General features: G+C 51.6%; 18 protein-coding genes. 9 read left to right on the top strand and 9 right to left on the bottom strand.

Going from position 1 to position 21515, the window contains the following annotated elements:
* The first annotated feature begins 65 nt into the window (after positions 1 to 65).
* Both BLW37_RS06520 and BLW37_RS06515 read left to right on the top strand, forming a co-directional pair.
* Positions 66 to 779, top strand: coding sequence for an iron-containing redox enzyme family protein (locus BLW37_RS06520; protein ID WP_091341200.1), 714 nt, complete (start codon positions 66 to 68; stop codon positions 777 to 779).
* Between the two features lie 18 nt (positions 780 to 797).
* Positions 798 to 1577 carry an aldolase gene (locus tag BLW37_RS06515; RefSeq protein WP_091341198.1) on the top strand — a complete coding sequence of 260 codons (780 nt, stop codon included), beginning with the start codon at positions 798 to 800 and terminating at the stop codon, positions 1575 to 1577.
* 125 nt (positions 1578 to 1702) lie between these two features.
* Here BLW37_RS06515 and BLW37_RS06510 read toward each other — a convergent pair whose 3' ends face one another.
* Complete coding sequence (locus tag BLW37_RS06510) at positions 1703 to 2242, bottom strand: hypothetical protein (protein WP_091341196.1); 540 nt, start codon at positions 2240 to 2242, stop codon at positions 1703 to 1705.
* Positions 2243 to 2480: 238 nt separating this feature from the next.
* Here BLW37_RS06510 and BLW37_RS06505 point away from each other — a divergent pair, with 238 nt between their 5' ends.
* From BLW37_RS06505 to BLW37_RS06495, 3 genes are all read left to right on the top strand, one after another.
* A complete protein-coding gene (locus BLW37_RS06505) occupies positions 2481 to 3446 on the top strand; it encodes a LysR family transcriptional regulator (protein WP_245785640.1) in 966 nt (321 codons plus the stop codon).
* Positions 3447 to 3583: 137 nt separating this feature from the next.
* The gene (locus tag BLW37_RS06500) at positions 3584 to 3907 is read left to right on the top strand and encodes a hypothetical protein (protein WP_091341194.1); all 324 of its coding nucleotides are present in this window, start codon (positions 3584 to 3586) and stop codon (positions 3905 to 3907) included.
* 104 nt (positions 3908 to 4011) lie between these two features.
* Positions 4012 to 6012 (top strand): monovalent cation:proton antiporter family protein, encoded by a 2001-nt coding sequence (locus BLW37_RS06495; protein ID WP_342744201.1) that lies wholly within the window; start codon positions 4012 to 4014, stop codon positions 6010 to 6012.
* Here the strand turns inward: BLW37_RS06495 and BLW37_RS06490 are convergent.
* Positions 6009 to 6359 (bottom strand): P-II family nitrogen regulator, encoded by a 351-nt coding sequence (locus BLW37_RS06490; protein WP_091341993.1) that lies wholly within the window; start codon positions 6357 to 6359, stop codon positions 6009 to 6011. The genes BLW37_RS06495 and BLW37_RS06490 overlap by 4 nt on opposite strands.
* Before the next feature lie 183 nt (positions 6360 to 6542).
* Between BLW37_RS06490 and BLW37_RS06485 the strand changes: the two genes are divergently transcribed.
* The 3 genes from BLW37_RS06485 to BLW37_RS06475 are packed head-to-tail and all read left to right on the top strand — an operon-like array spanning position 6543 to position 8777.
* Positions 6543 to 8030, top strand: coding sequence for a DUF1538 domain-containing protein (locus BLW37_RS06485; protein WP_245785639.1), 1488 nt, complete (start codon positions 6543 to 6545; stop codon positions 8028 to 8030).
* A complete protein-coding gene (locus tag BLW37_RS06480; protein WP_091341192.1) occupies positions 8027 to 8377 on the top strand; it encodes a P-II family nitrogen regulator in 351 nt (116 codons plus the stop codon). The genes BLW37_RS06485 and BLW37_RS06480 overlap by 4 nt, the downstream gene beginning before the upstream one ends.
* A gap of 1 nt (position 8378) precedes the next feature.
* Positions 8379 to 8777 carry a CBS domain-containing protein gene (locus BLW37_RS06475; RefSeq protein WP_091341190.1) on the top strand — a complete coding sequence of 133 codons (399 nt, stop codon included), beginning with the start codon at positions 8379 to 8381 and terminating at the stop codon, positions 8775 to 8777.
* 43 nt (positions 8778 to 8820) lie between these two features.
* Here the strand turns inward: BLW37_RS06475 and rnk are convergent, their stop codons facing one another.
* The 6 genes from rnk to BLW37_RS06445 form a co-directional block, all read right to left on the bottom strand.
* Positions 8821 to 9231 (bottom strand): nucleoside diphosphate kinase regulator, encoded by a 411-nt coding sequence (gene rnk, locus BLW37_RS06470; protein ID WP_091341188.1) that lies wholly within the window; start codon positions 9229 to 9231, stop codon positions 8821 to 8823.
* 89 nt (positions 9232 to 9320) lie between these two features.
* Entirely contained in the window at positions 9321 to 12521 is a 3201-nt protein-coding gene (locus BLW37_RS06465; protein ID WP_171907567.1) for a sensor histidine kinase, read from the bottom strand.
* 135 nt (positions 12522 to 12656) lie between these two features.
* Entirely contained in the window at positions 12657 to 14135 is a 1479-nt protein-coding gene (locus BLW37_RS06460) for an NAD(P)H-hydrate dehydratase (protein WP_091341184.1), read from the bottom strand.
* Between the two features lie 9 nt (positions 14136 to 14144).
* A complete protein-coding gene (locus tag BLW37_RS06455) occupies positions 14145 to 14498 on the bottom strand; it encodes a YdbL family probable chaperone protein (RefSeq protein WP_091341182.1) in 354 nt (117 codons plus the stop codon).
* A 10-nt stretch (positions 14499 to 14508) separates the two neighbouring features.
* Positions 14509 to 14697 (bottom strand): YnbE family lipoprotein, encoded by a 189-nt coding sequence (locus BLW37_RS06450; RefSeq protein WP_091341180.1) that lies wholly within the window; start codon positions 14695 to 14697, stop codon positions 14509 to 14511.
* Positions 14698 to 14709: 12 nt separating this feature from the next.
* Positions 14710 to 17289 (bottom strand): intermembrane phospholipid transport protein YdbH family protein, encoded by a 2580-nt coding sequence (locus tag BLW37_RS06445; protein WP_091341178.1) that lies wholly within the window; start codon positions 17287 to 17289, stop codon positions 14710 to 14712.
* 142 nt (positions 17290 to 17431) lie between these two features.
* Between BLW37_RS06445 and BLW37_RS06440 the strand changes: the two genes are divergently transcribed.
* Entirely contained in the window at positions 17432 to 20296 is a 2865-nt protein-coding gene (locus BLW37_RS06440) for a M16 family metallopeptidase (protein ID WP_425426605.1), read from the top strand.
* Between the two features lie 75 nt (positions 20297 to 20371).
* Here the strand turns inward: BLW37_RS06440 and BLW37_RS06435 are convergent, their stop codons facing one another.
* Positions 20372 to 21478 carry an META domain-containing protein gene (locus tag BLW37_RS06435; RefSeq protein WP_091341175.1) on the bottom strand — a complete coding sequence of 369 codons (1107 nt, stop codon included), beginning with the start codon at positions 21476 to 21478 and terminating at the stop codon, positions 20372 to 20374.
* Positions 21479 to 21515 lie beyond the last annotated feature (37 nt).

The following is a 21515-nucleotide window of genomic DNA, read 5'->3' as shown; positions in this document are numbered from 1 at the left end:
ACTGGCACTTGCAGGGTTAAATTAAATAAAAACAAAATGTTAAACAATAAATTGAGGATATAGCAATGACGAATAATGCCATCAAGCTCGATCAGGCCATTCAAATGTTATCAGATAAATTATACAACCACTCTTTTCTGGTTCGCTGTCGGCAGGGCTCAATTTCCCTGTCGGAGTTGAAGGCGTTCTTATTGCAACATGGTTTATACAGCACCTATTTTACCCGCTATCTCTGTGCCATGATGGCAAGTCTGCCAGCAAACTCGCAAGTACTGGCCCTGGCTGAAAACTTATTTGAAGAACTTGGGCTGGCGCCAGACAGTCCTACACCCCATCATGTGATTTATAAAAATATGCTGGATACTTTCTCAATAGCGTTAGACTCGGCAAAGATTAACCAGGAAACCCAGGCGCTTATTGATTGTATGTTTAAACATTGCCGTGAGCAGAACCCAGCCTTAGGTCTGGGAGCGTTATGTATAGGTGCTGAAGCGATAGTTCCGGCACTGTACAGTAGCTTGGTGGCAGGTTTCAGGCATCATGGCATTTCAGATGAGGCTATACAGTTCTTTATTCTACATATTGAATGTGACGATGGGCATGCAGAAACGCTGCATGAAATTATGCTGGATATTTCGGGCGAGAATGAGTTACAGCTGGAAAATATGATTAAAGCCGGTGAGGAGCTGATTAATGCCAGGCTCAATTTCTTCTCTGCTCTTGAACATCAGCCTGCTCGTATAGCGTCGGAGAATACAGAAAATGTCGCCTTTTCCTGAACAAACGGATATGAACAAATGAATACGACATTTACGTTAGACAAACAGTCGCTGATGGAGAAAAGTCGGGCGGAAATAGCGCAACGACTGCCTGAAGGCCTGTGGAGCGAAAAACAAAAATTGGCGTTGGCTTGCCGGATCCTGTTTGCTCAAGGGCATGATTCCGGTTTAGCAGGGCAAATTACTGCCCGAGGCGAGCAGCACCATGAGTATTATACCCAACCTTTTGGCTTCGGGTTTGATGAGATTACGCCGGATAATTTGTTAACAGTAAATGCAGATCTGCAGGTGTTGCAAGGGGAGGGGCTACCAAACCCGGCAAACCGGTTTCACTCCTGGATATATCAGGCCAGGCCCGATGTACGCTGCATTATTCACACGCACCCGCTTCATATCTCGGCTTTATCTATGCTGGAAATACCATTAAAAATATCTCATATGGATAGCTGTATGTTGTATGAAGAGGTCGCTTTCCTGAAAAAGTGGCCTGGGGTACCGGTTGGTAATGAAGAGGGCGAAATCATAACGGCCGTGCTGGGGAATAAGCGGGCTGCGTTGCTTTGCCATCATGGACTGGTAGTGGCGGGGCAGTCTATCGAAGAAGCCTGTATGGTGGCCATTCAATGCGAAAGGGCAGCCAAACTGCAATTACTAGCCCAAGCCGTTGGCGACATAAAAGATATTGAGCCAGAGCTGGCCAGAGAAGCACATGATTGGATCTTACAGGAAAAGCGCTCTAAGGCTGCTTTTGCCTACTATGCCAGACGTATAGCCCATGAGTTAAACTTCGGTCAATGAGCTTAGGAGGCAGTAAGAAAGAGTAGAATCGCCTGCAATTCTACTCTCTTTTGTTACCCCTGAACGGATACTGTGGCCCAGGAATTTGTGGGGGCCTTCAGTGCATCTCTTAACCGCGCAAATAGTCAGTGAGACTTTGGCGCCAAAACCTGGTGATTAACAACCACTTGGGTGCACGTTTTCCCATATCCCAGTGTGTACTTAAGCGCAGGATAAACCCGGTAAGAACTGATGGCAAAAGCGATAGCAATGAGACCTCGTTGCCCCCATAGCGCCAGTATCTCTTCCCTTAGTGCATCAGCCTCCGGGTTGTGCGTTAACACCAGTTCAGTAAATCTCACCACCAGTGCAATTTCCTCCGGAAGCTCCGCCAATTCGCACTGAATTATGGCTTGAACAATACCGGGGTCCAATTTGGCTTCCAAGGCCAGGTTAACCGCTAACTGGGTACAGGGCCCGCAATCTTCTGAAATAATGGCGCGTATTCTGGCGGCGTAGAGTGCAGCTGCAGGTAAAGCTCCCGAATGAGTCGACATGGTCTGAAAACCCATGAACTTTAAAAAAGCTCCCAGATCTGTTTGGAGAATGTCCTGTTGATATTGCACATCGTAGTTATATTTTTTGTTAAATGAAAGTATCATTTTATTGAGTAGGTATCGGATCATTTGTGTAACCTCTTGTTCGAATGATTATGACGATGGGCAGGGTTGATGCAGACTTTCCGTCAGCTGAATGCCTTTCAACAACAAAGCAAAGTTAATGAACCTTGCCTTGGGGTATTGGATTGGCATTTTATGGCACCGCTATAAAAAGAAAATAATGCTAACCACCCTATCAATCATGAATACAATTCATGAATTTCATGTTATTTTTGGCTGATTGAGTGGCAGTGTGCAGTGAACGATGATGGACAAACTACGTTTGTTGGAGATTTTTTTAGCGACTTGTGATGCTGGCAGTTTCGCAGCCGCAGCGAAAAGCTGTGGTACGGATCCCTCCACGGTCAGTAAGGCCATCAGGCGATTGGAAGCACAGCTGGCATTGACACTTTTTCAGCGATCTACCCGGTGCTTAAGCATTACCGAGGCTGGTCAGCGTTATGCGGCGACGGTGCGTAGCATGATGCAGGAGCTTACTTCCTGCGAGCACGAGCTTCAGCAACTGAATGACACGCCTGGCGGGGTGCTGCGGATCAATTGCGCGGTCTGCTACGGCCATCTTTATCTGCGCCCGGTGCTTCAGGCATTCAGTCAGCGCTATCCGGCGATACAGCTGGATCTGCAAATCAATGATCTGCATATCGATCTGATAGAAAACAACATTGATATCGCGCTGCGCACCGGTTACATCAAAGACAGTCGTCTGGTAGCAAGGCGGCTGAGCCCGATGGATTTCTTGATTTGTGCTTCACCTACCTATCTGGCAAGTCATGGCACCCCAGCTTGTGCCGATGACTTTCAACAGCATGCCTGGATCGGTTTTCGTATCAAGCAAACCCAACAGCTGCAACCGATCGTGCTACCGGATGCGCAGGGGGAATATCAGCCGTATGCTTTGGTGCCACGGCATATCACCGATGATGGCGAAGCCATGGCCCAGTTGTGTGCCGATGGCGCGGGTTTTGCGCAGTTGCCTCACTTTCTGGCAAAAGAGGGACTGCAAAGCGGGGCTTTGGTTTCGCTGTATCCTTACTACCGGCCACCGGAGCCAGACAACGGCGTTTTTGCCATTTACCCCAAGCGCGATTATTTACCCGCCCGGGTCCGAGTTTTTCTCGACTGTTTACTGGAGTTCTTAAAAGCGCAGGGCGAGGGAGCGTATCATACCTGGGCTGAGCAGCTAACACCGCTGATTCGTTTTCGCCACTGAGCTTAGGGCTCTTGCACTGTGCAAGTGGATAGACTTCTTGCGGTTTTAATAAATTTTTCGTCAACTATTCTTAAGGACGGCAGGTTTTGGCTTAAGGCTCACTGAACGGGGCCGTTATAACAAAGGAAGATGACTGTATGCAAAACAGCAATTTAGACGAGCAACAATTAGCAGCACAGCAAAAGACTGCAGAGCTTGAAAGCCTGTGTCAACAGGATAAATTGGCAGAGCTGAATAAGGAGTTTGAAGCGCTGCGCCCCAAAGCCTGGATTGCCTGGGGTGATGTGTTGCTGGTTTTATTTTGGTACTGGATGTTGTATTGGCTGGCCCCTGAGTTTTTCGACCAACCCTGGGCTTTCATTCTGATGATGTTTGTTATCACAGTATTGGGCCGGGTAGGTTACGAAAGCAAGCGCATCAATAAGCGCATCGATTTGCTAAAAGCGATGCTGCAAAAGTAGGTTACTGTTTCCACGATAGCTGCTGCTTTTTTCGTTATGATTTCTGGGGTTAAAGTTAAATCACAGCTCGTTTAACTTGTGGTAGCATAGGTTATTCCCAACTTTTGGTAATTGCACCTATGCTGCTGGATGGCACTCTGATCCAATTGTTGTTTTTGCTGGGTTTTATGGTGTTTATGGTGATGCTGTTTCAGCGCGCACATATTCCGGCCAGCATTGCTTATTTATTGGTTGGGGTACTGCTCGGGGCACATACCGCTGGGCCCGTTATCAGCGAAGGTTATATCCATAAAATCGCTGAATTTGGTATCGTCTTTTTACTCTTTACCATTGGCTTGCGCTTTTCCTGGCAACAAATTTATCAGTTGCGTCATACCATTCTGGGGCTTGGCACGGCCCAGGTTGGCTTAACAACCTTGCTGGTTGCCTTATTGCTTTGGGCGATGGGGGTAGCGTCTGTGGTTGCCTTTGTTATCGGTGCTGTCTTTGCTCAGTCATCCACCACCATCATTAGCAAGCAGCTGTTGGAGCAGGGCGAGGATCAAAGCCGCCATGGCCGTCTTGGCATTAGCCTGTCGGTTTTTCAGGACATTACTGCGGTACCATTTATCATTGTGATCCCAGTACTGGGTGTTGCCATGGCGCAGGATATTGCAAGCACCTTAGGGATGGCATTGTTCAAAGCAGTGCTTGCAACCGCTTTGGTGGTGTTGGTGGGGCGCTACCTGCTACGGCATCTATTTCACCGGGTTTCCAGCAGCGACTCGGCCGAGCTTTTTACCTTGACGGTATTGTTGGTTTGTTTGGCCGCTGCCTGGCTGACACAAAGTCTTGGCTTATCGATGGCATTCGGAGCTTTCCTGGCCGGTATGGTGATGGGCGAGACCGAATTCAAACTTCAGGTAGAAGCCGCGATCCGGCCGTTTCGCGATGTATTGCTTGGTATTTTCTTTGTCAGCATCGGCATGTTGCTCGATCCGATGTTGTTGCCGGAGATAGGGCACATTGCGCTGGCAGGAGCCTTGCTGTTGCTGCTGATTAAGATTGTTTTGGTCACAGCTTTGGTGCTTGCCACTGGGGTGGCGCTGGAAACCGCTTTTCGCACCGGGTTGATTTTGGCGGTAGGTGGCGAGTTTGGTTTTGCACTATTGGCGTTGGCGCTTGAAGGCGGCACCTTAGACAGTCGCAGCAGCCAGATTATTTTAACCTCGGTGTTGTTGTCGATGATGTTGGCAGTTTTTCTGATCCGCTACAATTTGCAGCTCAGCCGTTTTGTGGTCGGACGCTGGATTGGACAAGCAGCGGTGAGCTCCGAGCCATTCGATGATATTGAACAGCATGGACTGCAACAGCATGTGGTGATTGCTGGCTTTGGCCGGATAGGACAGGGGGTTGCTCAGTTTTTACAAAAAGAGCAGGTGCCTTACATCGGCCTCGACCTGGATGCTGCCAGGGTAAAGAATGCCCGGCTGGCAGATGTACCGGTATTTTATGCCGACTCGACCGATCCTGATACCTTAATTGCGGTAGGCCTTGCCAAGGCGCGTTTGCTTGTCATCAGTCATGAAGACTTATCAGCAGCATTAACGACCTTGCGCCATGCCCGCACACTGCACCCTGATTTGCCGGTGATCGTCCGTACCCGCGATGAGAGCCATGTTGCAGAGCTCCGTCAAGCTGGTGCTACTGAGGTCATTCCCGAAACCATAGAGGCAGGAATGATGCTTACTTCGCACGTCTTGCTGATGCTGAATGTACCGGCTCGTCGGGTCAATCAACTGGTGCAGGAGCAGCGCATAAATCGCTATCAACTGCTGCGCCAGCAATTTCGTGGCTCGGCCGACTTGCTGAAGACACAGCAGCAGGAGCAGTTGAAAGCCGTGTTATTGGCCGAAGGCTCTCCTGCCATTGACCAAAGTTTGCAGATGCTCGATTTAGCGCAATATGGCATCCAACTGACCGAGCTGGTAAGAGCTCATAACCGGATAGAGCAGCCTTCACTGGATATGGTGTTGCAGGAAAATGACGTTTTGGTGTTATTTGGCAGCGCGGAAGCTCTGGAGCAGGCAAGCCTGGTATTAACGCACCGGCTTGCTGCGGATTAAGCAGGATCCAACGGCACGGTTTTCTCCAGGTGTTTAATATGCTCTGTAAGCCCAAGTGCCTTATCGACATCCAACATCAGGGCGATGCCAGTATCAAGTTTTTCATCCAGCTTACCGACTTTGGTAATCGTTGCCAGCACTTCATCGGCCCGGCGCGCTTCTACCAGAATCAACAACACGGTGCGCGGATGCAGCAGCTCAAGGCCGAAAATACCGATGGACTTTTCCAGCCCCTGGCCACGGGCGTTGATAATGGTGGCACCGGTTGCGCCGGCCGCGCGGGCTGCATCCAGTACGGCATCGGTTTTACCTTCATCGACAAATACCAGTATCAGTTTGAATTGAATTGCCATCGGTCTGCTCCATTGGTGTGCTATGCGTAAAGCATACCACCATTTGTAGAAGTTTTTTTTATCTGGATCAATATATTCGTTGCGATATTGGCTAGAATAGCCAAGACTAAAGCAAACCAAATCAACAGAATATGGTTGGGTACTGCATCCAGCCAGCAAAGCGCTTAAGGGAGAGTTGTGCGATTTTTCTCGGATTTTCTGCATCAAATCCTGCACGCGGGTAAAAACCTGCTGCCCATTGTGGTGGTGGTGGTGTTCTTTCAGGCGGTGATTTTACGGCAGATGCCCAATGATCCCTGGATGCTGACGCTGGGCCTGGCCATTGTAGCGCTGGGCGTGGCGATGTTTTTGCAGGGACTGGAGTTTAGTATCTTCCCGGTTGGCAAAAGCCTGGCCAATCAGTTTGCCCGTAAAGGCTCCATTCCCATTTTAATGGCCTTTGGCTTTGCCATGGGCTTTTCGGCTGTGGTGGCTGAGCCTGCCTTGATTGCGGTGGCCGAACAGGCTCAGCAAATCAGCGATGGCCGGGTCGATGGCCTGACGCTGCGGCTGATTGTCGCGCTGTCGGTGGGCGCTGTGATGGCGATAGGGGTGCTGCGTATTATTCTGGGCCATCCCATTCACTGGTACATGATCATTGGCTACATTGTGGTGGTTACGGTCACCTGGTTTGCGCCGGAGGAAATTGTTGGCCTGGCTTATGATTCGGGTGGGGTGACCACCAACATTGTCACCGTGCCCTTGATTGCCGCGCTCGGGTTAGGTCTGGCCGCATCCATTCGCGGCCGCAATCCCCTGATGGATGGCTTTGGCCTGGTGGCGATGGCGGTGATGGTGCCGATGGTCAGTGTGCAGCTGTACGGCATCTGGGTTTACACCATAGCCCCAACGCCAGAGCTGGCGCTGGGGCTGATTACCGCAGAAGTAAAAGCCGTACACCCGCTGCTGCAAATGTTGCTGGACTTACTGACCATGCTGCGCGATGTGCTGCCAATCATTATCGTGGTGCTGTTTTTTCAGTATCTGGTGCTGCGAAAACCGCTGAATAACCCGGTGAAAGTCATTTTTGGGTTTATCATGGTGCTGCTTGGGCTCTATGCCTTTGTCATTGGCTTAAAGCTGGGCCTGTTCCCGATTGGCGAAGGCATGGCCGAGCAATTGATGGCGCGCAATTACCTGCCTTTTATTTATCTGTTTGCCTTTATGATTGGTTTTGCTACCACCATGGCCGAACCGGCGCTGATAGCGGTGGGCCAGCAAGCCGAGCAGGCTGCACCGGGCAAGCTCAAAGGCAGTGTGATCCGGATTATTGTTGCGCTTGGGGTGGCTATTGGCATAGCCGTTGGTGTGCATCGCATCATCACCGGCGACTCCATTCACTACTACATTATGGCAGGCTATCTGCTGGTTATCGTACTGACAGCTCTGGCACCAAAGTACATTATAGCGTTGGCTTTTGACCTGGGCGGCGTCACCACCTCGGAAGTGACCGTGCCTTTAGTGACTGCATTAGGTATTGGCCTGGCTACCCATATTGAAGGGCGCAATGTTCTGATTGATGGTTTTGGCCTGATTGCCTTTGCCTCGATTTTCCCGATTATTACTGTGATGGCATACGCAATTTTGATGGAGTATGCCGCCAAATTCAGGAGACAAACCGTATGAAATTCTCAGCTCTGGTTGCCATCGTCAACGACGAATACGAAGAGCAAACCATCCAGGCCGCCCGGAAAAATGGGGCAACCGGCATTACCATACTGGCTGGCAAAGGCATTCCCTGCGATGAGCGCAAAACTTTTTTTGGTTTAAGCTTTGAAGGCAGCCAGACGGTGCTGTTGATGGTACTGGAAAAGTCTTTGTCACTTGGGGTACTAAAGGCCATTAAGCAGGTGGTCGCCAAAGATGATGGCGGCTCGGAAGGGCTGGTGTTTACCGTACCGCTGGAGCACTTAGCTGGCATCGATGTGAAACAGGTGCAGCGCTTTGAACAACATTTAAAAGAGGAACTCTGATATGGACTCGGTTCGACTGGTCAAAGACATTATGGTGAAACAAGTGGTGACGGTATCGCCCTTTACCACCTTGCGCGAAGCGCTTAGCCTGATGAAAAAGCACGATTTAAAATCGCTGGTGGTGGAAAAGCAGCAGCCGCACGATGCCTATGGCCTGATCACCCACACCAATATCTTAAAAACCATCGTCGCAGAAAGCGGCGACATTGACCTGCTGCATGTGTACGACATCTACACCAAGCCGGTGGTGGCGGTGGGCGAAGATTTGGCGGTGAAGCATGTGGCGGCGCTGATGAGTCAGCAGCGCATCAAGCGGGTGCTGGTGCTGAACAACAATGAACTGGCGGGCCTGGTCACCATGCAGGACATTATGGAACCCATTTTAAAGATGGTGGAATAGGGCAGCTGTGCTGCCCTGAACGCTACACTGAAAAACAGCGCATTTAGCGGTGGTATTCGCCTTTGCGCTCGGGCTGATCAACCAGCTCAACTATTTCTACCTGATCCGATTGGCCGCCCGGCATCGGCCAATCAATGTACTGACCCACCGCTAAGCCTATCAGCGCCGCACCGACCGGAGCAAATACCGAAATGGCATCGGGGTAAGCCGCTAACTCGTGCGGGTAACAGAGCGTTTTTTCAAACTCCTTGCCACTGCTCTTGAGCTTAAAGCGCACCCGGGAGTGCATGGTGACCACATCCGCCGGGATCTGTTCTGGCTCAAGTAAGGTGGCACGCTCCATTTCCAGTAACAGCTGTTCATGCACCGGGCTCAGCTCTTTTTCTTTGGCCAGCAAAGCATCAATGCGATCGTAATCCAGACTTGAAAGAATAATCGCAGGTTGTTGTGACATTATGATCTCCTGTCGCATAAAAAAACCGCCTGCTAAACAGGCGGGGTACAGCAACTATATTGGACTTTTCTTCTGAAAATGCAAGTGGCTTAGCCTGCTTTGTCTTTTTTGCCTGCTTTGTTACTTTGCATTGGGAAGCGCAGCAAGAAATCGCTGCCATCCGGGCCAGTATTTTGCAACTCAATGCTGCCATTTAATACCTGGCTTGCCAGATTGTAGCTTAAGTGCAAGCCAAGGCCGTGGCAGTGACTGCCGCGTTTACTGGTAACAAAGGGCTCAAATACTCGTGATTGCAGCTCGTCTGGGATCCCTTGACCGTGATCCCGGACCAGTAAATGGCACTCATTGCCCTGAAGGTGAAACTGCACCATGACCCGCTTTTCGCTGGTTTCGCTAAAGGCATGCAGGCAGCAGTTTTGCAGCAACTGAAACACAATTTGCTCTAGTGCCTGGGCCCGGACCAGCAGCTGTACACGGGGACAGTCAAGCTCTATACGCACATCGGGGTAACTCAATTGATAGGGGCGCAGGCGTTCATCCAACCAGTCGGGTAGCTGGATTTGCTGCAATTGACAGGCGGTTTGATCAACCGCAACCTGCTTAAAGTGATGCACCAGGTCGGCGCTGCGTTCCAGGTTTTTAATCAACAGCTTCAAGTGCTCAAAGCAGTGCTGCAGAAACTGCTGCATCCGTTGATTGGTAATTTTTTTCTGTTGAAACAGCTGTTCCATCTGCTCGGTTTCATTGAGCAATACCGTGCTGGATGTCATGCCAATGCCAAGCGGTGTATTCAGCTCGTGAGCGACACCAGCAACTACCTGACCAAGTGATGCCATTTTTTCTTTTTCTATCAGTAATTTTTGTGCTGTGAGTAGCTCTTGCTGCTGACGGGCGACTTGTAAACGCAGCTGCCTGGCTTTGCGCTTTTCCGTCTGCATTCGCCACAAGTACAAGGCCGCCAGTACACCGGTCAGCGCCAGTAAACAAAGCAGTTGAAACCAAAGTCGTTGCCAGATCTTTGGTTCTATCACCACATCCAACACCAGCATCTTGGGATTCCAGACACCAAGCGTATTGCTGCTTTGAACCTGCAACTGATACTGGCCGGGCCAAAGGTTGGTGTAGCTCAGCTGGCGTTGGTTAGCATCGACCTCTGTCCAGCTTTGGTCAAAGCCCTGCAGTTGGTAACGATAGCGGATGGCATCCGGCTGCTGAAACTCCAGGGCGGCAAATTCAAGACTAAAACCACGATGGTGTGGTGCCAGTGTCAGTTGCTGCCCGGGCAAAGGTGCTGCCTGCCCATCCAATTGAGCCGAGGTCAGGGTAAGGCCAGGGAACCCAGCTGTTGGTTGGTAGTTGTCGGCGTCAATCACCAGTAACCCCTCGGCACTGCCAAAAAGCATCAGGCCAGAACGGCTTTGGGAATAGGAACGAAACCAGGGGGTCCCCACCACAAAACCTTCGGTTTCAGGCAAGCTGAAGCTTTGCTTGCTGTTCGGATCGTACAGGTGCTGTTGGGTCCATAAGCGACCATGGCTATCCATCAGCAGGTTGGCACCAAATGCCTGATGCTGCTTCAGACCGCTGGTGATCTTCGTTAACTTGGGTCGATCTGCGCTGAGTTGGTCGAGAACGTACAACCCCTGGGGAGTATCCAGCCACAGTTGCTCTTTGTCGGCCAGCAAACCCAAGATACTTAAGGTAGCGGATTCGCGGTTGGCAAAGTGCACCAACTTTGCCGTATCCTCGCCAGGACGTAGCCGGTACAAACCACCGGAACCGCCACCCAGCCAGATTTGACCGAAGGCATCCTCTGTAATGGCATTGAGGTAATCTGCCTGAGGTTGCTCTGCCATTAATGGATAAGACCGCAGCTGGGCAAGATTGCTTTGCCAGCGATAGAGCCCTTGCTGGGTACCCAGCCAAAGCTGTTGCTGGCTGTCGATGTAAAAGCGACGTACCGTTTCATTCAAGGCATCGGCCAGAGTCAGGCGCTCTATGGCTAAGGTCTGGGGCTCAACACGATAAATTCCCTCTGGATAGGTAGCCAGCCAGACCTTACCATCCTGTTGCTGAACCATGGAGGTGACAAAACCTTGCTGCAGCTGTCTGGGGCCTGAGCCTGGCTGCAAACGGGCAATAATACCGGCTCCTGGCCGAAGCACATCAACGCCAGAGCCTCGGGTGCCAAGCCAGATATCGCCATTAGCCAACTCCAGGATGCTGCTGATATCTGGACTGGAGATCCCCTGGTTGTCTTTCAGACTGAAACGCAGCATGCTCACCTGCTGCGAGCTTTGGTAGCGCTGCAAGCCTCCGCCAAAGCTGCCGGTCCAGATCAATTGGTTGCTATCCTGAAACAACACCCGTACATCGCTATGCGCTAAGGAGTAGCGATCAGAAGGATCCGGCTCAAAGCGGTTAAGCAGCTGCTCTGGGGTGCGCTGCCAGCGTTCAATGCCGCCTAGCCTGGCCAGCCAGACCTCATTCTCGCTTGGATGCAGTAGATCATGCACCGGGCTGGGGGTGTCAGCTGCGCCCGAGGCTGCAAAAGGTCTGAGTTCAGCGTCGTGCTTTTGCCACCAGAAGACACCGGCATTGGCGCTGCCGACCCAAATACTGCCATCTGGGGCAGCTTTTAGGCTAAGTACACTCTGACCTTTTACTAACTCGAACACCTTGGGCTGCGCCGATTCAGTATTCAAATCAAGTCGAAGCAAGCCCTGGCGGTGACCAATCCATAGCTGATTCTCCGCATCCACCAGTAAAGCCCGTACATTAATGCCTGTGAGTTCGGGAGCCTGAAGGATCTCTGCCTGGCCAGAGGCAGGGATCCGGGCCAGGCCATTGCGACTGCCGACCCACAGTTGCTGCTGCTGATCTTCAGCCAGCGTCTGGGCACTGTGCCAAAAGGCTGCTTGCTCAATTGGGAAGGTCTCAAACCTTTCAAAGGCTGCTCTAGCTGGCAGATAGCGGCTTAATCCGCCTGGTACCGCTGCAACCCACAGGTCGCCATTTTGACGCACGAGCAGCGACTGAATAAAGTTGCCACTCAGGCTGTTGGCGTACTCTGCCTGCTGGCTAAAGCGCAGAAAACGGTAGCCATCGAAGCGGACCAAGCCATTGGCGGTACCAATCCATAAGAAGCCGGTCGTATCCTGCTCGATAGCTGTGACAATATGCTCTGGAATTTGTTGATGGTTACCTGTTTGAAAAAATAACGAGGGTACCGGCGGAAAGGCATGCGCCCAGGCTGCCCGGAGCAAACTGCAGGCTATACAAACAAACATCAGCCACTTTGTGCTGAAAAAAGGCTTTTGCCTGGGCGAGGAATGAGCGGGCATTGTGCGATTACTGACCTTTATTACCGCATACATTCTAAAAGATAGGTGATTAAGTTATTGAAATCAATGAACCTAGAGAAATTATCCGCAGTTGCTCTGGTTGAGTAAAGCCCGGACCTCTGTAAGCAGATCCAGTGCTAGTAAGCCGCGCTGGCCATCACTGGCAGCCAGCTGGTCGGCAGCTGTGGCGTGCAGCCAACAGCCAAGGGCCGTGGCATCGCTGGCACTTAGTCCCTGTGCCCATAAAGCGGCAATAATGCCACTGAGCAAGTCGCCCATGCCAGCAGATGCCATGCCCGGATTACCAGCATTTAGCAGCTGTACGCCATGCGCGTCGGCAATCAGGCTACCATGACCTTTGAGCACTACTGTGGCTTGATACCGGTGTTGCAGCAACTTTACCGCCTCAAGCCGGTTCTGTTGTACGTCTTTATTGTTGCACTGCAGCAAGCGGGCGGCTTCGCCAGGGTGAGGCGTTAGGATCAACTGTTGAACCTGAGGGGGGGCTTGGTGTGCTAATAGGTTCAGGGCATCGGCATCCAGCAGCACGGCTTTATTCTGCGCCAGCACTTGCTGCAATAATTGCTGGCCCCAAAACTGTTGCCCAAGGCCCGGGCCTGCCACAATAACATTGGCTTTGAGCAGAAAAGGGTGTAAGTCTTGCTGCGCTTCCACGCCATGCACCATGCATTCAGGCCGTCGTGCTACCAAAGCTGCCACATGCTCCTTACGAGTAAGTACAGTTACTACACCAGCACCACAGCGCAGCGCCGCTTCAGCACTGAGTAAGGGGGCACCTGCCATGCCGGCGTCACCACCAAGGATCACCACATGGCCGGCCTGGCCTTTATGGAAGTTGGCGAGTCTTGGTTTTAGTTGACTCAGTAACTGTGGCCCTGATACCAGACGAGCGCTAAATTCCTGGGCAGCAAGCAAATGCTTTGGTATGGACAGCGGCTCCAGCCGTAAGTCACCACAGTGATCCGGCCCATCCGCTGTGAATAAACCAATTTTGTGACCAATAAAGCTCAGCGTGACACTGGCCTTTACCGCAGAGCCCAGCACCTGACCGGTATCGGCACAAAGGCCGGAAGGGACATCAACCGCCAGTACCGGCCCAGCAGAGCGATTGATCTGCTCTATAGCGCTGGCGTAATCACCGGCTACTGGTCGATTTAAACCAATGCCAAAAAGGGCGTCCACCAGCACATCGGCTTTAAATGGTGCATCGGGAGCAAGCAAGGGCACCTGGGCTTGCTCAGCCACTTGCCTTGCCATTAGGGCCGCTTTGGGAAGCCGGTTGTGATCACCTGTGCATTTGATAGCCACCTGGTAGCCGTCGGTTTTGGCGTAAGCAGCCAGCAGGTAGCCATCGCCACCATTGTTGCCGTTACCCGCATACACCAGTAAGCTTTTGCGGCTGGGCCAGCGTTGCTTCAGTAAACCGAGCAGAGCGCTGGCAGCTTGCTGCATCAGCGCAAAGTCGCCCTGAGCCAGCTCAGCAATAGCCTGCTGCTCGATGGCCCGTATTTGCTTACTGCTGTATAGCCGGTCAGTCATTGGTGCGTGTCAGCGTTTTCTTACCCACTGGCCATCCAGCTTCACAAACTGGCCTGCCGGGGTGCGCTCAATGGCCCGTTGACCGGCACGGGCCTCGACATCGGCTACAGCGATGTTGTTGTCGCGGGCAATACGGCTGTACTCAGCACGCCGGGCATCGTTGATGAGCTCGACAATTTGCTGAGCTTCTGCGTTCGCTTGAACCACCCCCAGATAACCATTGATCTGCTCTCCAATCAGGCCTTGCTCTTTGGCCGGGCCTAACGCATTCATCGCTTGCTGCAGATTCATCGCCAGCACCGGCAGGGCGAAAACCAGCAACAAAGTCGCCAGCAGGGTACGAAAGGTTGTTGTTGCTTTCATCATGCTCTCCTTAGAATAAGCCACTGGAATCACTGAACAGCTGATCCAGCTCGCGGTCGACCCGGATTAAAATCTCGTGTTCAATTTTAACATTGAGGTTGATGGTAATTGGCTCGGTCGGCGCTGCTACCTGGACGGTTGGGGTGCAACCGCTCAGCCACAGCGACAACGCAAGCAAGGTGATCACTTTGGTGTACATGGTGTTTCCTCCTTAAGGCTGGCGCGGTCGTTGTAACCGCTCCCGGACCCGTTTTTGAATCACTTCGTTCAGTTGATTGGTCAATTGCAAACTGGTTATCAGCGCCGGAATGTTCTCTTCCAGCGTAATATTAAGGTGGACTGGTCTGCCTCCTTCCATGGCAGGGTTGCGGCCTTCCAGTCGCAGTGCCAGCGTTAGATGCCCATCTGTGCTGTAGCTGACGTCGCTGCTAAGCACAGAGTAGTGGAAGTCATCCAGTGCAGCAACGATCGTTTTCATGCCAGGGTTGGTGGCAGCCATGCCTTTCGCTTGCGGTGAGCGATAGCTTAATCTGCCGCCTGGCTCTTCCGCCTGCAAGCGACCTCTGGCAACTTCAACTCCGCGCGCCGAAATAATCAGCGGGATCTGGCCGTTAATCAAACCCTGACCGGTTAAATCCGATGTCGGGTGCTGGGTCAGCAGTTGCTGCAAATCCAGTTGATGAATGTGCAGTGGTAACAACCATTCTTGTTGAGCCAGATCCAGTACCATAGACGGTAATTTTATCCGGCCATTGAACAAGATAAGTTCGTTGTCGTGTAACTCGAGCTTACCTGACGCCGGAGCATCCCATTGGGCCCGATAATCTGCCGCTAATTGCAAGGGGCCACCAACCACGCCTTGCTCAAACTGTTGCAGAGTAAGACGTGGAATGCCAAGCTGCAGCTGCACGGCATCCGCGCTGAGCTGCAGTTGGCTGCTCAGACCACGAAAGAGGGTGGTGTCATAAAAACCGGTCAGATCGAGTAACTCAGTGCTGCTAGACAGCTGGTAAGGTTCGCCAGACAGCGGCGCGATAAGCTCTCCCTGATGCTTGATTCGTCCGCGTTGTAACGTCAGTAGCTCAGGCCAGTCAGCCAGCGTTGTCATCAGTGTATTGCCGGCTAGCAGAAAGACATCAGCCAGTTGCCAGCTCAGTGACAAAGTGTCTGGAACGGCGTGTAAGTCCGTTTGAAACTCCAGGCCGGAAGAGGCGCTCAGTTCGCCTTTCGCAGTAAACTGCCAGCTCTGACTGTTTCTGGCATGCAAGCGTCCTTGCCATTGCCAGTCCAGCGGTTTCAGTGCAGGATACAGCAGTTGTTTGGCACTCAGTGAAGCTTTGCCCGAAAAACCTTGCTGGCTGAAAGCTGGCTGGTTTTCATTGCCTGAAGAGGACAGATCTAACTCATCCAGCTCAATATTAATGCGGGCTAAGCTTAGCTCCAATGCCGGGTTTTGCACTACAGCTTGTAGCTGCAAAGGCTTCAGACTAACCAGCTCAATCGAATCGGCACTAAGCACGCCGCTTAGACTGCTGTTCAGTTGCAACTGGCTTAGCTGCCAGTCACCGGATTGGAGTTCATTCTGCGCCAGTTGCAGATGCAGCTGCTCAATGATGGCTTGCTGCTCTGGAAGATCCAGTTGAAACTCAGCCCTCAGTTGCTGTTTGCGATCTGCGGATGCAACCAGGAACTGCAGAGGCAGTTCAGACAGGCTTAAAGCTTCACTATGCTGACTGCTTAGGCTCCAAAACAGCGGTTCAGCCTGAAAGCCAAGTTCGGTCAGCGCCCCTGGCAATTGCAGTTCACTTAACTTACCGCCAGCCGCTAGGCGAAAGGGTGCTAACTGTCCTTGGTGAAACTCGGCACTGGCCTGCAGTTCAGCGGTTATCAGGCCAAACTCAGGTAGATATAAAGGACTTGGGCTGCTGAGCTGAAGCTGCATGGAACCGGTCAGCTGTTGCCATGGCTGCGTGCTAATGTGCCTGGGTACGACAAACTGCCACTGGCTGCTGGCGGTGACGTCCTGTTGAAATTGTTGCAGCCAGGCTTCGGGCAGTGTCACTTGCCATTGCGAAAGTTCGGTCAGTAACCAAGCCGGTGGCGGCTGAAGGGTAAGCGTCATATCGCCTTGCCAGTGTGCCTGGATGGCATCCGCTTGCGCTGCTTGCAGGCTGCTAAGCAGCTCCAGTTGCAGCAGATCTGTGATTTGTAATTGCAAGTGAATATCAGGCCAATGCTGTTGCAAGTGATAACCCAGTTTCACTGTCAGCTGTTTGTCGGGTTGATGCTGCGGTGCCAGCTGCAAGTTAGCACTCAGTTGGTCGGTAGAGTCCAGTTTCAGGCTGCCATGGTAGTGGCACCGTTGCTCGCCACAAGGTAGGTCCAACAGCAGTTGGTCGATATGGCTCTGAGCTGGCAGCCAGCCAGGCCAATGCCACTGGGTGGGCATTTCCATGGCAGTACTAGCTGGCGACTCTGCTGTGGCAGGCAGTTGCTTTAATCTGAGGGCAAGCTGCTGCATGCTTAACTGATTCAGTTGTGGCCGCCAGTTACGCCAGTGCCAGCCAAGTGTCAACTGCTTGAGTTCAACGCGAAGCGGGCTCTCATCGAGCAAATAATCAAAGCTCAGATGCTCCAGTTGTAATTTACGCAGGCCCCAGTTGCTGATTTGGTAATCAAGATGAGTGACTGGAAGCTGACGCAGCTGATGTTGCAGCCACAAAAAGGCTGCCAGCAGCAGAGCAAGCAGTAAGGTCAGGCTTAGGCTGAAAATACGAAAGTAACGACGCATAATGGCCCAATCATCAAGAGTTTAAAGCAGCATAGTGCTTTGCAACTGAACGAGCAATGAATTCTGCGTTGTGACGGGATATACTTTGTTACAACTTATTGCCTTAACAACAGCAGTGCGCTGTGATTAAATCGTTAACAAAATGACATCCAAGCTGGAGCTTCTTTTGCAATTATCTAAACTGACACTCGCCGCTTTGTGCGCGATTGGGGTGGCCGCCTGCGCACACCAATACAGCAGCTCACTGCCAGGTGGTATACCACTGATTGAACAGCATCAACCTGCTGATGATGTGGTGGCTATCCCTTACCAGAAATTTGAACTGGCCAATGGCCTGACCGTGATCATTCACGAAGACCACTCGGATCCACTGGTGCATGTTGATGTCACTTACCATGTCGGTTCAGCCCGGGAAGAGCTGGGTAAATCCGGGTTCGCTCACTTTTTTGAGCACATGATGTTTCAAGGCTCTGAAAATGTAGCGGATGAAGAGCACTTTAAAATTGTGACCGAGGCCGGTGGTACTTTAAACGGTACTACCAATGCTGATCGCACCAATTACTTTCAGACCGTGCCGGTAAATCAGTTGGAAAAAATGCTCTGGTTAGAAGCTGATCGAATGGGCTTTTTCCTTGATGCAGTCACACAAGAGCAGTTTGATGTGCAGCAGGCCACGGTAAAGAATGAGCGTGGTCAGATGGTGGATAATCGCCCTTATGGCCGGCTGTGGGAGCGGGTATCTCAAGCTATGTATGATTTCGGCCACCCCTATTCCTGGCCGGTGATTGGCCATATGGATGACATTGATCGCACCACCATGGCCGATTTAAAGCAGTTTTTTTTGCGCTGGTATGGGCCTAATAATGCGGTATTGACTATAGGTGGCGCTGTGGACACCGAGCAGGTGTTGCCTTTGGTGGAAAAATACTTTGGTCCTATCCCACGGGGACCTGAAGTAACTGCTATGGAGAAATCACCAGCCAGACTTTCGGAGAACCGTTACATTTCGATGGAAGATAACGTTCATCTTCCTTTGCTATTTATCAGTATTCCAACCGTCTATGCTGGTCACCCCGATGCCCCGGCACTCAATGTGCTGGCTGACATTCTTGGTTCGGGTAATAACTCATTACTCTATCAGAGCTTGGTTCGTCCCAGTCTTGCTGTGCAGGCGAGTGCCGGTCATAGCTGCATGGAGCTGGCCTGCACATTTACCATGATGGCATTGGCACATCCAGCGGCAGGGAAGAGTCTGGCTGATATCGAAGCCATTATCCGGCAAAATCTGGCGGATATTCAGCAGCGTGGGGTGTTGGATAACGATTTAAACCGAGCTAAAGCTGCGATTGAAGCGCGCAGTATTTTTGGCTTGCAAAGTGTATCCGGCAAAGTCAGCCAGTTGGCTTACAACCAAACCTTTTTCAAGCAGCCGGATCGTATCGCTGATATTTTGGCGAGCTATCAGGCCATTACGGAAGACGATGTACTGCGGGTCTATCGGCAGTATGTGTTGGAGCAGCCAGGGGTCATTATGAGTGTGGTACCGCGCGGTCAATTGCATTTAATTGCTGCCGAGGACAATTTTACTCCACGTACCTTTGACCCTGAACTGGATGTCAGCGAAAGTCAGTTGGCAGATTTGCCGATGCGTCGCGCGGTGGATAATTTTGACCGCAGTGTGATGCCGGTGGCGGGGGCAAATCCTGCCATTCGTGTTCCGGAAACCTGGAGCATGCAACTGGCCAATGGCATTGATGTGCTTGCCACTGAAAATGACGAGACACCCACTACCGCATTGTTGCTGAAAATACCGGCTGGTAATTTTTACAATAGCCCGGAGCAAGCTGGACTGGCAGCAATGCTTGCCGCGATGCTGCGTGAAAGTACACAGAATTTTAGTGCTGAAGCGATCAGTATGGCGTTGGATCTACTGGGTAGTACCGTACGAGCCAGTGCCAACGATCAGGACATCAATCTCTTTATTTCCAGCCTTACCTCGAACCTGGTGGCCACTTTGGAGCTGGTAGAAGAAATTCTGCTGCGGCCGGCTTTCAAAGAGGAGGATTTTAAGCGGTTGCAACAGCAAGCTTTACAAGGATTAGAACACAGCTTAAAAGATGGTAGTTTCCTGGCCAATAATGCATATCGTCAATTGATGTATGGCGACAGCATTGCCGCCTTACCTGGCATCGGTACCCTGGAAAGCATCGCTGCCATGACAGTCGAGGATATCCAAGCCTATTATCAGCAGCAGTTCAAGCCCGCAGGTGGCAAGCTAATAGCTGTTTCCGATCTGTCCGAGCCTGAGTTAAGCCCAGTGCTGATTGGTTTGCTGGCAGATTGGCAAGGTAAAGGAGCCGCGCTTGAGTTCATGGTGGAACACCCTGAGGTCAAAACAGCCACTGTCTATCTGGTGCATAAAGACAATTCGCCGCACTCCGATATCCGCATTGGACGGCCAGCTCTACCACGTGATCTGACAGGAGAGTTTTACGAAGCAACCTTGATGAACTTTGTACTTGGGGGGGCCTTCAACAGCCGGATCAACCTGAATCTGCGCGAAGACAAAGGGTACACCTACGGTGCCCGCAGTTGGTTCTCGGGTGATCAGTTCTCAGGCTTATTTACGGCATCAGCTTCAGTGCGTGCCGATGTGACCGCCGCTTCTATCCGGGAGTTTATGCACGAGATTGATCACTATCGCTCGTCCGGTATTACTGCGGAAGAACTGCAGTTTATGCGCAATGCTATCAATCAGTCAGAGGCGTTACGCTACGAAACGCCCAGTGCCAAGCTTGGATTCATGGCACAAATGCTGGAGTTTAGCAGTGGCCCTGAGTTTACTGAACAGCGTAATCAGTTGGTAGAAAGCATCAGCCAAGAGCGTATCAATCAGTTGGCAAAGCAGTATCTTGATACCGCAGAGATGGTGATTGTGGTAGTCGGAGAGCGTGATAAAGTGCTGCCACAACTTGAAGAGTTAGGCTATCCCATTATCGAACTATGAATGGATAGTTGCATATCGCTCTGATAAAAACGCCGGCAATTGCCGGCGTTTTGCTATCGGTACTATTGCCAAGCGTTAATTGGCCGCAGGCACCAGCTGCATAATAACCTGGTTGTCTTTAAACAATTGCAGCGCATTGCCGTTCACTTCGGCTCGATCAGCCGTTTGTAGTCGTTCGGTAAACGCAGTTTCGATGCGGCTGCTATCTTCACAGAACTTGCGAGTCATCGCCAATGGGCTAACTTGAAGGGTATTGGCACGTTGGCGATAGCTGGCATGAAAGTTATTGCAGCCGGAAAAACCATAGAGGGTATCGTTGTCACGGAAAAGCACCCGGACATTCAAATGTTGTGGCACGTACTGGTCGGCAATTTTCTCGGCTCGCCATACTACACCTTGTACCGCAGTAGGTGCATGTCGTTGTGGACAGTTGGCGCCAGGCCAGAATTGTTCAAATTGGTCGATAAAGAGGGTGGTGCTGTCATTGCCATTGCCAAGCCGGCCCGTCAGGGTAGCTATTACCGCTTTACCGCTTAGTTGCGGATCCTGGCGGTAATTGCGCAGCATCGGCATATGGTGTTGGGTCATCGCCACCTGATAACGCTCGCCTGAGTCACACTGAGTAAAGCTGGCACTGTCACCATTCACCCGGTATAAACCCAGCATAGGGCGACGGGTATCGATGGATTGCAAGCGGCTGGCACGATCCAGATGATAGTTCAGGCTAGAGACAATAGGCTTACCGGCCATATCCAGCATGGTCAGACGGTGATTGCTGACAAACTGAAAGGTAGGCAAGGTGTGCTGCTGATTCATCAGGTGCAGGGTACGTTGCTCCAGCAACCAGGTACCTTTTACCAGCAGAATATCGTTGCGTTCCAGGTATTCCTGGCGAATTTCAAAGCGACCATCGCGGTACAGGTTCAGATGAAAGGCAATGCCGGGGCAATCAGCGCACGGCAGGGTGCCAATAAAGCTCATATCCTGATCGATGAAAATCATCTCAAAATCGGTAGCAAGTGCCTGAGTAACTTCACTGTCTGGTACCTCTTCCACCACCAGAGTCTCAACCGGGACTATGGTGGCAGGCAGGCGCTCGCTGCTACTGACTTCCGGCTTGGTGGTACAGGCAGAAACCAGCAGACTGGCCAGCACACAAAGGGCAATACGTGTTTTTATCATGACTCTGATTTGCTCCCATTGAACAGATGCCAACAAT

It is taken from the genome of Alkalimonas amylolytica (genome assembly GCF_900107845.1).
In the GTDB taxonomy this organism is placed as follows: domain Bacteria; phylum Pseudomonadota; class Gammaproteobacteria; order Enterobacterales; family Alteromonadaceae; genus Alkalimonas; species Alkalimonas amylolytica.
The sequence above is the reverse complement of the archived record's forward strand: the minus strand, read 5'-3'. Positions and strand labels throughout refer to the sequence as shown.